This is a genomic window from Rhizobium sp. N731, assembly GCF_001664145.1.
GTDB lineage: Bacteria > Pseudomonadota > Alphaproteobacteria > Rhizobiales > Rhizobiaceae > Rhizobium > Rhizobium esperanzae.
The window spans coordinates 949,551-963,688 of the sequence record NZ_CP013601.1 but is presented as its reverse complement, the minus strand read 5'-3'; the positions used below and the strand labels follow the sequence as shown (position 1 = coordinate 963,688).

Annotated in this window: 14 protein-coding genes; 7 read left to right on the top strand and 7 right to left on the bottom strand. The window is 63.7% G+C overall.

Features of this window, described 5'->3' with window-relative positions:
* Positions 1-231: 231 nt before the first annotated feature.
* The gene (locus AMK02_RS04720) at positions 232-2,175 is read right to left on the bottom strand and encodes a methyl-accepting chemotaxis protein (RefSeq protein ID WP_064800888.1); all 1,944 of its coding nucleotides are present in this window, start codon (positions 2,173-2,175) and stop codon (positions 232-234) included.
* 265 nt (positions 2,176-2,440) lie between these two features.
* Between AMK02_RS04720 and AMK02_RS04715 the strand changes: the two genes are divergently transcribed.
* Both AMK02_RS04715 and AMK02_RS04710 read left to right on the top strand, forming a co-directional pair.
* Positions 2,441-3,187: a TlyA family RNA methyltransferase gene (locus AMK02_RS04715; protein ID WP_064800887.1), complete on the top strand. Its 747-nt coding sequence runs from the start codon at positions 2,441-2,443 to the stop codon at positions 3,185-3,187.
* Positions 3,184-4,434, top strand: coding sequence for a class I SAM-dependent RNA methyltransferase (locus tag AMK02_RS04710; RefSeq protein WP_064800886.1), 1,251 nt, complete (start codon positions 3,184-3,186; stop codon positions 4,432-4,434). Before AMK02_RS04715 ends, AMK02_RS04710 begins: the two co-directional genes overlap by 4 nt.
* 59 nt (positions 4,435-4,493) lie before the next feature.
* On the opposite strand, the gene AMK02_RS04705 is transcribed toward AMK02_RS04710, so the two are convergent.
* On the bottom strand, positions 4,494-4,943 hold the full coding sequence (locus tag AMK02_RS04705) for a winged helix-turn-helix transcriptional regulator (RefSeq protein WP_064800885.1): 450 nt from the start codon (positions 4,941-4,943) through the stop codon (positions 4,494-4,496).
* Positions 4,944-5,028: 85 nt separating this feature from the next.
* Between AMK02_RS04705 and AMK02_RS04700 the strand changes: the two genes are divergently transcribed.
* Positions 5,029-5,847 carry an oxidoreductase gene (locus AMK02_RS04700; RefSeq protein WP_064800884.1) on the top strand — a complete coding sequence of 273 codons (819 nt, stop codon included), beginning with the start codon at positions 5,029-5,031 and terminating at the stop codon, positions 5,845-5,847.
* Between the two features lie 80 nt (positions 5,848-5,927).
* Positions 5,928-6,932 carry an MBL fold metallo-hydrolase gene (locus tag AMK02_RS04695; protein ID WP_064800883.1) on the top strand — a complete coding sequence of 335 codons (1,005 nt, stop codon included), beginning with the start codon at positions 5,928-5,930 and terminating at the stop codon, positions 6,930-6,932.
* Positions 6,933-6,961: 29 nt separating this feature from the next.
* Here the strand turns inward: AMK02_RS04695 and AMK02_RS04690 are convergent, their stop codons facing one another.
* Both AMK02_RS04690 and AMK02_RS04685 read right to left on the bottom strand, forming a co-directional pair.
* Positions 6,962-7,714 (bottom strand): crotonase/enoyl-CoA hydratase family protein, encoded by a 753-nt coding sequence (locus tag AMK02_RS04690; RefSeq protein WP_064800882.1) that lies wholly within the window; start codon positions 7,712-7,714, stop codon positions 6,962-6,964.
* Between the two features lie 29 nt (positions 7,715-7,743).
* A complete protein-coding gene (locus tag AMK02_RS04685) occupies positions 7,744-9,519 on the bottom strand; it encodes an acyl-CoA dehydrogenase (RefSeq protein WP_064800881.1) in 1,776 nt (591 codons plus the stop codon).
* Between the two features lie 196 nt (positions 9,520-9,715).
* On the opposite strand from AMK02_RS04685, the gene AMK02_RS04680 reads away from it, so the two are divergent.
* Positions 9,716-10,711: a transporter gene (locus AMK02_RS04680; protein ID WP_064800880.1), complete on the top strand. Its 996-nt coding sequence runs from the start codon at positions 9,716-9,718 to the stop codon at positions 10,709-10,711.
* Between the two features lie 467 nt (positions 10,712-11,178).
* Here the strand turns inward: AMK02_RS04680 and AMK02_RS04675 are convergent, their stop codons facing one another.
* Both AMK02_RS04675 and AMK02_RS04670 read right to left on the bottom strand, forming a co-directional pair.
* Positions 11,179-11,520, bottom strand: coding sequence for a carboxymuconolactone decarboxylase family protein (locus tag AMK02_RS04675; RefSeq protein WP_064805929.1), 342 nt, complete (start codon positions 11,518-11,520; stop codon positions 11,179-11,181).
* An 18-nt stretch (positions 11,521-11,538) separates the two neighbouring features.
* Positions 11,539-12,306, bottom strand: a complete 768-nt coding sequence (locus AMK02_RS04670; protein ID WP_064800879.1) for an SDR family NAD(P)-dependent oxidoreductase — start codon at positions 12,304-12,306, stop codon at positions 11,539-11,541.
* 110 nt (positions 12,307-12,416) lie between these two features.
* Between AMK02_RS04670 and AMK02_RS04665 the strand changes: the two genes are divergently transcribed.
* Both AMK02_RS04665 and AMK02_RS04660 read left to right on the top strand, forming a co-directional pair.
* A complete protein-coding gene (locus AMK02_RS04665) occupies positions 12,417-12,920 on the top strand; it encodes a TetR/AcrR family transcriptional regulator (protein ID WP_064800878.1) in 504 nt (167 codons plus the stop codon).
* 336 nt (positions 12,921-13,256) lie between these two features.
* On the top strand, positions 13,257-13,520 hold the full coding sequence (locus AMK02_RS04660) for a DUF982 domain-containing protein (protein WP_064805928.1): 264 nt from the start codon (positions 13,257-13,259) through the stop codon (positions 13,518-13,520).
* Between the two features lie 134 nt (positions 13,521-13,654).
* Here AMK02_RS04660 and AMK02_RS04655 read toward each other — a convergent pair whose 3' ends face one another.
* Entirely contained in the window at positions 13,655-14,122 is a 468-nt protein-coding gene (locus tag AMK02_RS04655; RefSeq protein ID WP_064800877.1) for a BA14K family protein, read from the bottom strand.
* Between the last annotated feature and the right edge of the window lie 16 nt (positions 14,123-14,138).

Genomic DNA, 14,138 nt, shown 5'->3' with positions numbered 1-14,138 from the left:
GTGCCGTGTGGCCCCCTCATCCGCCCTAAGGGCACCTTCTCCCCTCTGGGGAGAAGAGATTTGCGGCGACGTCTCGACTCCCTCTTCTCCCCTCGGGGAGAAGGTGCCCGTAGGGCGGATGGGGGGGCCGCGAGGTCAGACGGAGACAGAAGCTTATTCCCAACAAAAAGGCGGCGCATCCGCTGCGCCGCCTTGTTCATTTGACGTCTCTTTCCGAGAAGGAGCGCCCTCTCAGAACTCCGTCCAGTCTTCCTGCACCGCAGCTGCTGCCGTTGCCTGTCTTCCGCCGAAGGCTTTGCTGACCTTGCCGGCAAGGGCGCGGGCCGGAGAGGCGACCGGGCGGGAGGCTGGCGTTGCGGCTGAAGTCTTCTGGGCCGGAGCGGCAAGCTGGGTGCCGAGCTTGAACTGGCGCAACAATTCGTCCAGGGCGCTTGCTTCCTGGGCGAGCGCATGGCTCGCCGCAGTCTGTTCCTCGACCATGGCCGCATTCTGCTGCGTGCCCTGATCCATGTTGTTGACGGCGGTGTTGATCTCCTGCAGCCCGATCGACTGTTCGCGCGTGGCGGTGACGATCGCGTTGACGTTGCGGTTGATCTCCTGCACCTCGGCGACGATGGCTTCCAGCGCCTTGCCGGTCTCGCCGACCAGCGACACGCCGGTCTGCACATGCGTGCCCGACGTGGTGATCAGATCCTTGATCTCCTTGGCCGCCTTGGCGGAGCGCTGGGCGAGCTCGCGCACTTCCTGGGCGACGACGGCAAAGCCCTTGCCGGCCTCACCGGCGCGGGCGGCCTCGACGCCGGCGTTCAGCGCCAAAAGGTTGGTCTGGAAGGCGATGTCGTCGATGACGCCGATGATGTTGGAGATTTCGCCGGAGGATTTTTCGATCTGCTGCATGGCGGAGACGGCGCGGCGGACGACGTCGCCCGACTTTTCGGCGCCGAGGCGGGTGCGCTCGACGAGATTGCCGACATCCTCGGCGCGCTTGGCGCTGTCGCGCACCGTCGTCGTCACCTCTTCGAGTGCTGCGGCGGTCTGTTCGACGGCGGCGGCCTGCTGCTCGGTGCGGTGGGCAAGATCGTCGGCGGCCGAGCGGATCTCGCCGGCGCCGGCATTGATTGCCGAGGCGTTGTGGCCGACCGACTGGAGTGCTGCCTGCAGCTTTTCGACGGCATTGTTGAAGTCGTTGCGCAGGCTGTCATATTGCGGCGCGAACGGCGTCTGGATGCGGGCGGCTACATCGCCGACGGCAAGGCCGGCAAGGCCGCCGGCCAGGGCGTCGACGGCATGGCGGAGCTCGCCTTCCTCGCGCGCCTTCTGCTCGTCGCCTGCCTGGCGCTGGCGCTCGGCGTCATCACGCATGCGGTCTGTTTCACCGGCAAGGCGCAGCTTCTCGATCGCCGCCTGCCTGAACACGAGGACGGACTGCGCCATACGGCCGATTTCGTCGCCGCGCTCGACAGCCGGGACCTCGATATCGTTCTGGCCGCCGGCGAGGCGATCCATGGCCGCGGTCATGCCGACGACCGGGCGGACGATGGTGCGCGACATCAGCCAGGCGAGAAGGGCGGCGGCAAGCGAGGCGACAATGCCACCAGCAAGCAGTGTCGTCGCCAGATCGCTGTTGGCATCGGCCCGGATCGCGGCGAGCGCATTCGACTTTTCGCGGGCGGTGGCCTTGATCTTGGCGGACGCCTGGCGGAAACCGTCGAGCTGGCCCTTAGTGGCGTTGACGCCGATCTTGACGACCTCTTCAATCGGCATGTCGGTTTCCTTGCGCGCCTTGGTCTGCGGTTCGGCAAGTTCATGGAAATAGAGGTCGGCGGCCTTCTGCATGCTGTCGATCATCTCGACCAGCTGCGGCTCGCCTGATGCCGTCTGCCTGGCGGCGGCGATCGCCTTCAGCATGCGCTCGCGATTGGCGAAGACGTCGCCATAGGTGCTGTCACTGCGGAAGAGGATGAAGCCGCGCAGGTTGACCGCCTGCTCGAGCATGGCCTGCAGCGCATCATCGATCTGATTGACGAGCAGCTCCGATTTTTCCTGCTCGGCGGAGGCTGCCGCAGAGGCCGTTGCCTTGGAATAGACGAAAGCCGAAACGGAGATGAAGATCAGAATGAGGGCTGCGAACGTGGCCGCAAGCTTCCCGTTCAGGGATATGTTTTTAGCAGACATGGTCAAATTCTCCTGACGACAATCGACGCGGCGAGAGACGGTCGCGCGTTGGGCGCAACCGCAGAGATTTGGAATCGGAAACATGATCGGCGGAAGACGCCTGCGCCTTCATGGCACCAAGCGGTTTGGACCAACCGCTGCAATCGTGCCGACCCTATGCGGGCAGACTTTAAATTTGCTTAAATTGCGCATCTCAGGAATTGCCCTTTAATCGGCTGGGAATAAAATGCTTGCAACCGACTGATTTGCCGGTCATTCACAGCCGATGTCCGATCAGAACAGCCAACGCCTCGACCAGCTTCTCGTTTCCCGCGGCCTCTTTGCCAGCCGCTCGCGGGCGCGCGACGCCGTGCAGCGCGGCACGGTCAGGATCGGCGGCCAGGTCGTAACCAAGGCCGGCGCGCTCTTCGACGACGATGCCGATATCGAGATCGACGATCCGGCACAGGCTTACGTCTCGCGCGCCGCCCTGAAGCTTGCCGCCGCTCTCGACCATTTCCGGCTCGATCCGTCCGGCCATCACTGTCTCGATATCGGCGCTTCCACCGGCGGCTTCACCGAGGTGCTGCTGCAGCGCGGTGCTGCGCATGTCACCGCAATCGATGTCGGCCATGGGCAGATGCATCCGCGGATCTCGGCCGACCCACGGGTGACGAACCGCGAGGGCCTCAACGCCCGCCATCTGACCACCGACGATATCGGCGAGCCCGCCACCTTCATCGTCTCCGATGTCTCCTTCATCTCGCTGAAGCTGGCGCTGGCTCCGGCGCTCGATCTTGCCGTGGCGGGTGCCGTCGGCGTGCTGCTGGTCAAGCCGCAGTTCGAGGCCGGGCGCGAGGCGATCGGCAAGGGCGGGCTTTTGAAGGACCTCTCGTCTGCTCCGGCCGTCGCGTCGGAGCTGGAGCGCTGGTTCACCGAGGACATGGGCTGGAAAAGCCTCGGCCTCATCCCCTCCCCGATATCAGGCGGCGACGGCAATCGGGAATACCTTCTGGCAGGATTGAAACCGTGAGCACCGAAACCGTCACGATCGAGAAACTCGGCGCCCAGGGCGACGGCATCGCAAGCAACGCCGGCGGGCCTGTCTACGTGCCCTTTTCCCTGCCAGGGGAAATGGTGGCGATCGCCCGCGTCAAAAGCCATGGCACGATCATGTCGATCGCAGCGCCCTCGCCCGACCGGCAGGAACCGCCCTGCCGGCATTTCGGCCCGGATGGCGTCAACGGCACCTGCGGCGGCTGCACGCTGCAGCATCTGGCCGACGGCCCCTACCGCGCCTTCAAGCGCCAGCTGGTCGTCGATGCGCTGAAATCCAAGGGGTTGACGCCTGATGTCGGCGAAATCGTTCCGGCCCACCCGGGCGAGCGCCGGCGTGTGGTGTTTGCGGCGCGCCGGACCGAGAAGGATATGCTGATCGGTTTCAACCAGGCCGAAAGCCATCATATCGTCGCCATTGAGGAATGTCCGATCTCGTCTCCGGGCATCGTCGCCCGGCTGCCGGCGATCAAGGCGATCGCTGCGTCGCTGGCGACCAGCGCCGAACCCTTCCGGATCGCCGTGCTCGAAACGCTCTCCGGCCTCGACCTGGCGGTCGACGAGATCAAGAAACTCTCCGACCCGCAGCGGCGCAAGGCGATCGAAACCGTGCTCGGCCTGCGCGGCATCGCCCGCGTGACGCTGAACGGCGAAATCCTCGTCGAGCCGGCCAAGCCGATCATCGATTTTGACGGCGTCGAGGTTTCACCGCCGGCAGGCGGCTTCGCCCAGGCGACCAAGCCGGCGGAAGAGGCGATGGCGGAGCTGGTGCTCGCCCATGTCGGCAAGGCCAAGCGGATCGCCGATCTTTTTGCCGGCGCCGGCACGTTTTCGCTCAGGCTGGCGCGAATCGGCCGGGTGCATGCGGTCGAGGCCGAGGCAACGGCGCTCGCAGCCCTCGACCAGGCCGCCCGCAAAACCCAGGGGCTGAAGCCGGTGAGCGTCGAAAAGCGCGATCTCTTCCGCCGCCCGCTGATGACGCAGGAGTTCAAGCCGTATGACGCCGTCGTCTTCGATCCGCCGCGCGCTGGCGCGGAGTTTCAGTGCAGGGAGCTTGCCCGCTCAGCCGTGAAGAAGATCGCGGCCGTCAGCTGCAACCCGCTGACGCTGGCGCGCGATCTCGCGATCCTCGTCGAAGGCGGCTACCGCATTACCGGGGTAACGCCGATCGACCAGTTCCTCTGGACCTCGCATGTCGAGGTGGTGGCGACGCTGGCGAAATAGGCGGCTGCCTGACGCTTCGCAGTCAATGCGATCGCGATATCCGGAGCGTCAGCAACATCTTATCGATCGCCCGGTTCGCTTCCCTGCGGCAAACTCATGCGCATTGGCCGCGTTCCGAGCTTTGCGCCGGTAACGGCATCGATTGCGATCGGCTCGATCTCCGATCCTGACTCGACGTCGATATAGCGGGCGAGTTCGCCATCGCAATGGCGGTGCGCCCAAGCCCCGATCATCATCAGCACAGGCAGAAAATCGCGCCCGGCTTCGGTGAGGACATATTCTTCGCGCGGCGGCCGTTCGGAATAGAGCCGCTTCTCCAGCAGACCGTCCTCCGTCAGCGCCTTGAGACGCTTGGTCAGCATGGTCGGCACGATGCCGAGGCTCTTCCTGAACTGGTCGAAGCGGGTGAGGCCCGTATGGGCGTCGCGCAAGACCAGAATGCTCCACGCGTCACCGACGGATTGAAGGCCGCGGGCGACCGGGCATTGCGGAATCGGATTATTTTTCATTTAGTATCTTTTCGATAGTGACACGATATCGAAAAGATAGTAACAGATCGGCCAACGATGATCCACTCTTTTGGAAGCTGACGATATGACCGACAAAAACAGAAGCGTTGCACTGGTCACCGGTGCGTCCTCAGGCATCGGCCTTGCGACGGCGGAGTCTCTGGTGAAGGCCGGCTACCGCGTGTTCGGGACCAGCCGCAAACCGGCCGCCGACAGGCCCGGGATAACGATGCTGATCTGTGACGTGGCCGAGGAAGCCTCGGTGCAGGCGGCTGTTGCGGAGGTCGTCCGGCAAACCGGCCGGCTCGACCTCGTCGTCAATAATGCCGGCATCGGCCTCATCGGTGGTGCGGAAGAATCCTCGATCGCCCAGGCCCAGCGGCTTTTCGACGTCAACGTCTTCGGCGTGGCGCGCGTCGCCAATGCGGTACTGCCGGTCATGAGGAAGCAAAAGAGCGGCCGGATCATCAACATGAGCTCGATCCTCGGCCTCATCCCGGCTCCGTATAACGCCTTCTATGCCTCGACCAAACATGCGCTCGAGGGTTATTCGGAATCGCTCGATCATGAAGTGCGCAACTTCGGCATTCGTGTTGTTCTCGTCCAACCCGGCGTCACCAGAACATCCTTCGAGGAAAATCTGACGCGAGCAGACCAACCTCTTCCGGTCTATGCTTCGGAACGCGCCCGCAGCGAAGCGCTGATGCGCAAGTGGGTGGAAACGGGCGATGCGCCCGAGGTCGTCGCCGACATGGTCGTGAAAGCCGCAACCGCGAAGAAGCCGAAGCTGCGCTATTCCGCCGGCAAGCAATCGCGCCAGGTCCGCTCGCTTCGCCGCTACCTCCCCGAGCGGCTGGTCGACAGCCTGCTGCGCAAGGTCAACGAGTTTCCGGCCTCAGCCTAACGCGTTCATCGAGGACCGGATTCCGATTTCAAGCCGACAGGCTTAAACTTCCTGTCCTCGACCACGGAAACCGATTCTCAATGCGCAAGACCAAAAGACGCAATCCCTACTATGCGGGCCCGGTGTCCGATCACTTCGACGGCACGCTTTTCTTCAATCCCGAAGGCATCGAGCCGCTTGGTTTCCGCGAACTCTTGCGATGGCAATTCGGCGGCGGCCGTGAGCGATGGCCGCGGTCGGTCCCCAGCCCATATCCGGCCGCCAAGCCGGACCCCCGTGTCGGTGGCGGGGATCTGCGGGTGACCATGGTCGGGCATGCAACGTTGCTGGTGCAGGTCGCCGGGCTCAATATTCTCACCGATCCGGTGTGGTCGGAGCGGGTCAGCCCCTTCACCTTTGCCGGCCCCAGACGCGTCGTTCCACCGGGCATCGCCTTCGATGATTTGCCGCCGATCGATCTCGTGCTGGTCTCGCACAATCATTATGACCATCTCGATATCGCAACGCTGAAACGGTTGCATGCGAAGCATCGGCCGCGGATCGTGACGCCGCTCGGCAATGACACGATCATGCGCCGCGCCGTGCCCGACATACAGACGACATCGATGGACTGGGGCGAGCGCATCTCGCACGCCGGCATAAGCATCGATGCGGAGCCGGCCCATCACTGGTCCGCTCGCGGCGGCGCCGATCGCCGAATGGCGCTCTGGGCCTCGTTCGTTTTGTCGACACCAGCCGGCAAGATCTATCACGTCGGCGATACGGGCTTTCACCGCGGCATCAATTACAAAGCGGCGCAGCGGAAACACGGCGGTTTTCGCCTGGCGATTTTACCCTTCGGCGCCTATGAGCCGCGATGGTTCATGAAAGGGCAGCACCAGAATCCTGAGGAGGCGGTGATGGGGATGAAGCTGGCAAATGCGGCCTATGTGGCCGGGCACCACTTCGCCACGTTCCAGCTGACGAATGAAGCGGTCGACGCGCCGGTGAGAGCGTTGCAAGAGGCGATGCGAGAGCATGATATTGCCTCGGACCGGTTCCGGCCGCTCAGAGCCGGTGAGGTGTTCAATGTGCCGATGGTCTAATCGGTATCCGTTTGCTGCCGGGGCGCCGTTCAGCGGCGCATGAAGGCTTCGAAGGCCGCCCGGGCTTCGGCGCTTTTCAGGCGCGCGGCGAAATGACGGGCCTCGACGTCGATGCGGGCGATGACTTCTTCCCGGGAGCCGCAAATGAGATCGCGGGCGATCTTCAAGGCTTCCGGTGGCTTGGCGGCGAGTTTCGCAGCCGCGGCAATCGTCGCATTCTCCACCTCGCCCGGTGTCGTTACCTTCCAGATGAGGCCGGCCTCGCGGGCTTCCTCGGCGCTGAAGGCCTCGCCGGCGGCCAGCATGGCAAAGGCGCGCTGGTGGCCCATCACACGCGGCGCGATCAGGCTGGAAGCCGCTTCCGGCACCAAAGCCAGATCGACGAAAGGCGTGCGGAACTGGCTGCGGTCGGAGGCGATCGTCAGGTCGCAATGCAGGTTGAGGGTGGTGCCGATGCCGATCGCCAGGCCGTCGACCCCTGACACCAGCGGCTTTTCGGATCTGGCGAGCGCGTAGAGGAAATCGATCAGCTCGTCTCCCATGCTGCCGCCCATGGCAGTGGCAAGAAAATCGCCGATGTCGTTGCCGGCCGAAAAGCTGCCTTCGGTGCCGAGAAAGACCGTCACTTTGACATTCGCGTCCGTATTAGCGGCGGTGAGCGCATCGGTCATGGTGCGATACATCGCCCGTGTGAAGGCGTTCTTCTTTTCCGGCCGGTTGAAGCGGATCAGCTGAACGCCGGGATGGGCGGAAGGCTGCTCGACGATGATGTGATCGGTCATTGGATCTCCTCGGAACTTATGGGGTCTCGTCAGGCAAGCAGAATGCGGGCGGCGGCAAGGCTTGCCGCGCCGTTGACCACCCGGTCGCGCAAGGCCGCGGTCTCGGCGAGCAGGTTTTCAGCGGCGAAGCGGCAGAGCGCGATACGGCCCTCACCCTTGCCGTCGCCGCTTTCGGCCAGAGCCCCCTTGGCGAGGTAACAGCCGGTGAGCACGAGGCCGAACAGTCGCTGATAGGGGGTGGCGCCGGCAAGCGCCTCGGCGGCCCTGTCATCGGCAAGTACTGCCAGAAGCCAGGCGGTCGCCGCGTCGAGATCGGCGATCGCGACGGCGAGTCTCGCGGCAGTTTCGCCAAAACCATCGAGATTGGAGCGCTCGACAGCCTCGGCGATCGCCTTCAATTCGGCGATGAAACCCTTGACCTGATCGCCGCCGGAGAGCGGCAGCTTGCGGGTGACGAGGTCAATCGCCTGGATGCCGTTGGTGCCCTCATAGATCGGCGCAATGCGGGCATCACGCAGATAACGCGCCGCGCCCGTCTCCTCGATGAAACCCATGCCGCCATGCACCTGGATGCCGAGCGAGGCGACATCGACGCCGGCATCGGTCGAAAAGGACTTGGCGATCGGCGTCAACAGCGCGGCGCGCTCCTGCCAGTCTCGGCCGTCGCCTGCCCGGCGCGACATGTCGATCGCATGGGCGCAGGCATAGGCGATGGCGCGCGCGCCCTGCGTCAGCGCCTTCATGGTCAGAAGCATGCGGGCGACATCGGGATGGTCGACGATCGGGCTCATGCCGGGCCCGGTGGAATCTGGCGCCCTGCCCTGCGTGCGCTCCCTGGCATAAGCAAGGGCCTTCTGGGTGGCGGCCTCGGCGATCGCCACGCCCTGCATGCCGACGGCGAGACGGGCATTGTTCATCATCGTGAACATGCAGGCGAGCCCCTTGTTCTCCTCGCCGACCAGCCAGCCGACTGCCCCCTTTTCGCCGCCGAAGCGGCCGTCGCCATAGATCATCGTGCAGGTCGGCGAACCGTGGATGCCGAGCTTATGCTCCAGCGAATGGCAGAAGAGATCGTTGCGGGGTCCGAGCGAACCGTCGTCATTCACCAGGAATTTCGGCACGAGAAAGAGCGAGATGCCGCGTGTGCCGGCCGGCGCATCCGGCAGCCGCGCCAGCACCAGATGGACGATGTTGTCGGCCGCGTCGTGTTCGCCCCAGGTGATGAAGATCTTCTGGCCGAAGACGCGGTAGCTGCCGTCGGGCCGGCGTTCGGCGCGGGCCTTCAGCGCGCCGACATCCGAGCCGGCATGCGGCTCGGTCAGGTTCATGGTGCCGGTCCATTCGCCGGACACCATCTTTGCCAGATATTTGTCTTTCAGCGCGGCGCTGCCATGCGCGCTGACCGCCTCGATGGCGCCCATGGTCAGCGTCGGAGCGAGCGCAAAAGCCATGGATCCGGAATTCCACATTTCCAGCGCCGCGACATTCAGCATATCAGGCAGCGCCTGGCCGCCGAAAGCTTCCGGCGCCGTCAGGCCGTTCCAGCCGCCTGATATCCAGTTGCGGTAGAGATCACGCCAGCCGTCCGGCAGCCGGACTTCGCCATCGATGAGACGGGCGCCCTGGCGGTCGCCGATTTCGGCCAGAGGCGCCACTTCCTCTGTGGCAAGACGTCCCGCCTCGGCCAGGATGGCGTCGACGAGATCCTCGCCGAGATCGCCGAAAAGACCGTTCGACATCGCCTCGCCCATGCCGGCTACATGCTTCAATGTGAACGCGATTTCCTCAACGGGCGCCTTGTACATGCTTCCTCCTCCGTGGGGTGCCCTGCACCTCATGCAAAGCCCTCACCGGCAAGGGCTAGTTGATTTTTACGTAAACGTCAATTTTGATTCATAGGCCACGATGCGATAAATGGCGCTTTCTTCTTGCACAGTTGCGCCCATGGACGGCATGGAGAACTGAAGACAATATATCGCCCTCGCAAAGGATCGGCGACCCATGGATACATTGCCCGTCAACATACCCGGTTTCGTCTGGGCCTATCGTTTCTCGCCGGATGAAAAGACGGCGGTGCGGCTGACCAACACCGCGACGGTGGCGGATCTGACCGCCGACAACTGTTTCTACTGGCTGCATCTCAACCTCGTCGACGCCCGCGTGCCGGCCCTACTCGAGACGCTCGACGGACTGACGGAAGACGCGAAATCGGCGTTGACGACGCATGACACGCATGCGGCCCTGACCGTCGACGAGCAGATGCTCTACGGCACGCTGGTCGATTGCCAGCGCGATTTCGACCAGGATACCAACAATCTCGGCTGGCTGCATTTCGCCATGTCGGACCGCTTCATCGTCACCACAAGGCTGCAGCCGCTGCGCAGCGTCGAGCGGGCACGCACGCTGATCGAGAAGAACCCGGGCAAATTCTCGCGGCCGGTCGATCTCTTCGAACTGCTGGTGATCGAGTTCCAGCGGACGCTGATTGCGATCGTCATCGAACTCACCGAAGAGCTGAACCAGATCGAGGATATCGTCTACGACAATGCGCCGCGCGACGAGCGCCGGCGGCTGGCGCCGGTCCGGCGAACCGTGGTCCGGCTGCACCGGCATCTGCGCACGGTGCTGGCGCTGATGCGCCGCGCGGCGGCGGCCGATGACGATGAAATGCCCTTCGGCTTCGACGATGTGGCGCGGCGGCTGACGAGCCGGCTGGAAACGGTCGACCACGATGTCTACGCTTTGCAGGACCGGGCGCGCCTGCTGCACGAAGAAATCGATTCGAAACAATCCTCCGAGACCAACCGCCATCTCTACCTGCTGTCAATCATGACGGCCTTCCTGCTGCCGCCGACGCTGGTGACGGGTTTCTTCGGCATGAATACCGCCAACCTGCCCTTCGCCGTCGGCGATTACGGCACGGAATACGCCGTGATCCTGATCATCGCCTCGATCGTCTTCGCCTGGTGGCTGCTGCGGCGGGTGGATATTCTTTGAGGGTGAGAGTTCGAGGATGACTGTTGGGAGGCGCAGTCGCTTCTATACCATCAAACGTCGCGGTACTTGCCACAGAAGTTCACCCCACGCTCCTTCATCCTCGGGCTTGCCCTGCCTTGACCCTGGGATCCATGCGGCTGGCACTGCGGAAAGAGCGATGGCTACAGGGAAACAATTGAAACCGCGTGCTTGGCTGTGGATCCCAGGGTCAAGCCCTGGGATGACGGAGTGTGGGGGTGGCTTTGTTGCCACACGCATCGCCGGTGCAGCTTCAAAGGCGCCGCTTTTGCAGACGCTCCATTGCGCCTGCGGAGGCGACCTGTCCCGGCACCACTTCATCGCGCCGACGAGGCTTATGCGTCCCGGCACCACCTCTCTTCCGTCTCCCAGGGCTTGACCCTGGGATCCACAGCCGAGCACGGCGGGCAGGCGGGCCGGCATCGCCCATGCGCCCGTCGATATTGCCATCACCGCCCCGGCAAAGCCTCAATGGCGTCGAACACCCGCGCCGTATAGGTCAGCGCGGCGCCGGCGTTGAGTGCGATCGCCACGCCGAGGGCCTCGGCGATTTCGCCCTCGGACGCGCCGAGCTCGACGGCCTTCTTGGCATGCACGGCGATGCAGCCGTCGCAGCGGGTGGTGACCGCGACGGCGAGGGCGATGAGCTCGTGCATCTTCGGCGCGAGCTTACCGGTCTTGCCGCCGCTGCCTTCGATCATGTTCAGGCCGCGCAGCACGTCGGGGCTCAGCTTGGCGAAGTCGCCAACCCGGCCGATGAGGGTGTCGCGATAGGCGTTCCAGTCCTGCATATGGCTCATGTCGCTCTCCTAGTGCCGGCCGGCGGTGACGCCGCCGTCGACCGGCAGGATGGTGCCGGTGATCCAGGAGGCCTGCTCTGAGGCGAGGAACAGGATCGCCTCGGCGACATCACGCGGCTGGCCGTTGCGGCCGAGCGGGTGGAAGGAATTGAACGTCGGGAGAACCTCCTTCACCTGATCGTCGGAGAGGAAGGTGTTGTAGACGGGCGTTTCGACGACGGCCGGCGCCACGGCATTGATGCGGATCTTGTGGGGCGCCAGCTCGATCGCCAGGTTGCGGACCATGGCATGGACGCCGGCATTGGCCGCCGAATAGGCCGCCGACGGGGTGGCGCCGATCGCCTGGATCGCCCAGATGGAGCCGGTCTGGACGATGGCGCCGCCCTTATCCTTCATTGCTTTGGCGGCCGCCTGGGCGGTGAAGAACTTGCCCTTCAGGATCGTGTCCAGGTACCAGTCGTAATCCTGTTCCATCAGCTCGAGGAACGGCTTCGGATTGAAGACGCCGGCATTGTTGACGAGCACGTCGAGCCGGCCGAAGCGAGAAACGGCGGCGTCGACGAGTGCTGCGCCGGTTTCCGGCCGGGCTATATCGCCTGATGAAACGATGACCGAATTGCCGCTCGGATCGATGTCGCGTGCCGCCGCCTCCAGCTTTTGCCGGTTGCGTCCGTTGATCGCCACCTTTGCGCCTTCCGCCACGAAACGGGCTGCCGCTTCCCGGCCGATGCCGGAACCGCCGCCGGTGATGGCGACCACTTTGCCTTCAAATCTCATTGCTGTTTTCCTTTGGCTTGTCTATCTAACGTTAGATAGATGACGAATGCATAGAGCTTGCTTTGGCAAAGCGCAACCCCTATCTAACATTAGGTAGAGAGGACGAACGCATGAGTGAAACAGCAGAGGCGATACTGGATGCTGCCGAGGAGAGGATCCGCGGGGCGGGCTATAGCGGCTTCAGCTATCGCGACGTCGCCGCCGATGTCGGGGTCAAGGCCTCCTCGGTGCACTACCATTTTCCGGCCAAGGAAAAGCTCGCCGCAGCCGTCGCCCGGCGCTACACCGATCGTTTTTTTCAAGCCGTCGATCAGCGGCAGGCTTCGGGCGACGACATCATCACCGCCTGGCGGGCGGCCTTCCGCGAGGCGCTGCATCGCGATGCCAGAATGTGCCTCTGCGGCGCCATGGCCGCAACCTCGCATGATCTCGCCGAGGAGGTCAGGGCCGAGGTGCAGCGCTTCTTCCTGCTCGGCATCGAAAGACTGATGCAGGGCGGACTGACAAAGGAAGCCGCCGTCCATGTCATCGCCACCCTGGAAGGCGCGATGCTGGCCGCCAACGTCCTCAACGACCATTCCCTGTTCGACAGCGGCACCGCCGGGCTGGCATGAGGCTCAGGCTCGGGGCACGGCGAGCCATTCCGGCAGAGTGCCTGGCCGTGGATCCCAGGGTCAAGCCTGCTCAAGGCCGAGGATGGCGGAGGGTGGGTTAACGTTCTTGCCAAATTCGCCGCCGACGCAGCGGATTGCGCGGCGTTGCGCCTATCGCATCATGCGGGACGCGGCCACTGTCAGCATTGCGACGCTTCATCCATCTGATTTCTGACTCGGCGGTGGCAGGCAATCTAAGCGCTCGATGCCCAGGTGATCAGCTGGTTTATGCCACTACCCGCCCGGAACGGTTCTTGCACGGTTACTAATATGTTCACCGTGGGGAGGCCTGATGTCATGAAGTGGCACACACCTGGAGAATTCAGTCCGCTGATGCTCGTTGTGAACGGGCCGGAAAAATACAAGCTTATCGCGAGCCTTTGGGAGGCGGCCCAGATGCTGACGGCTTGCTGGCCATTCGACGACGGCGAAGAATATCTTACGGCTGTTATGGCATGCCGCGATGCGATCCATGGGGACCTCCCGGCTGAGGACGCGAGAGAAGCGCTGATTCGTGCTGCCAAGGAGGCAGGCATTTCGGTGATCACCGTCGTTCACTGAGTATCGCAGCCGACGATTAAAGGGGTTCACGGGCTTCTTCATGCCACCGCCCTCTCGTTACTGCTCCCCAAGTTCGACATGTCCCCTCCCCCTGTTTTTATGGGGAGAGGGTCAGGGGTAGCATTCTGCGCCTGTCAATAAGGCGAATAGCACTGCTGGCGCGGGCCGTTATAAGGCTGGAAGGTGTTGTCGTAAGCCCGATAGGAGCGGTAGCGGTTTTCGCACCAGGCAACGTGAGCCGAACCCATGCGCCGCGCGGGCACCACGTAGCGCCGCGGCGGAGCGACGATGGCGCGGCCGATCACCGCGCCGGCGCCGAAGGCGGCGAGCGGATACCAGTAGCCATTATAGCGGCGATAGCCGGGACGGTAGTAGGTATAACCGCGATAGCCGCCATACCAGCCGGGACGATAATAGGCGCCGGGGCGATAGCCGGGCCGGTAGTAGTCGCGTCGGTAATAGTACTGGACATTCTCGACAGCCGAGGATTTTTCAACCTGCGGCGCGGCCGGCATCTGTATTGCCTGCGACGGCACGAAACTCGTTAAAACGATAGCAGCGGCCATCACCGCGGTTGCCATCCTGTTTCTCAGCCCGATCATTTCTCTCTCCCATTCA

Bases quoted from the DNA above. Each gene is read 5' to 3' on its own strand.
- AMK02_RS04720 (WP_064800888.1), bottom strand. From the start codon at position 2,175: ATGTCTGCTAAAAACATATCCCTGAACGGGAAGCTTGCGGCCACGTTC.
- AMK02_RS04715 (WP_064800887.1), top strand. From the start codon at position 2,441: ATGTCCGATCAGAACAGCCAACGCCTCGACCAGCTTCTCGTTTCCCGC.
- AMK02_RS04705 (WP_064800885.1), bottom strand. From the start codon at position 4,943: ATGAAAAATAATCCGATTCCGCAATGCCCGGTCGCCCGCGGCCTTCAA.
- AMK02_RS04700 (WP_064800884.1), top strand. From the start codon at position 5,029: ATGACCGACAAAAACAGAAGCGTTGCACTGGTCACCGGTGCGTCCTCA.
- AMK02_RS04695 (WP_064800883.1), top strand. From the start codon at position 5,928: ATGCGCAAGACCAAAAGACGCAATCCCTACTATGCGGGCCCGGTGTCC.
- AMK02_RS04690 (WP_064800882.1), bottom strand. From the start codon at position 7,714: ATGACCGATCACATCATCGTCGAGCAGCCTTCCGCCCATCCCGGCGTT.
- AMK02_RS04685 (WP_064800881.1), bottom strand. From the start codon at position 9,519: ATGTACAAGGCGCCCGTTGAGGAAATCGCGTTCACATTGAAGCATGTA.
- AMK02_RS04680 (WP_064800880.1), top strand. From the start codon at position 9,716: ATGGATACATTGCCCGTCAACATACCCGGTTTCGTCTGGGCCTATCGT.
- AMK02_RS04675 (WP_064805929.1), bottom strand. From the start codon at position 11,520: ATGCAGGACTGGAACGCCTATCGCGACACCCTCATCGGCCGGGTTGGC.
- AMK02_RS04670 (WP_064800879.1), bottom strand. From the start codon at position 12,306: ATGAGATTTGAAGGCAAAGTGGTCGCCATCACCGGCGGCGGTTCCGGC.
- AMK02_RS04665 (WP_064800878.1), top strand. From the start codon at position 12,417: ATGAGTGAAACAGCAGAGGCGATACTGGATGCTGCCGAGGAGAGGATC.
- AMK02_RS04660 (WP_064805928.1), top strand. From the start codon at position 13,257: ATGAAGTGGCACACACCTGGAGAATTCAGTCCGCTGATGCTCGTTGTG.
- AMK02_RS04655 (WP_064800877.1), bottom strand. From the start codon at position 14,122: ATGATCGGGCTGAGAAACAGGATGGCAACCGCGGTGATGGCCGCTGCT.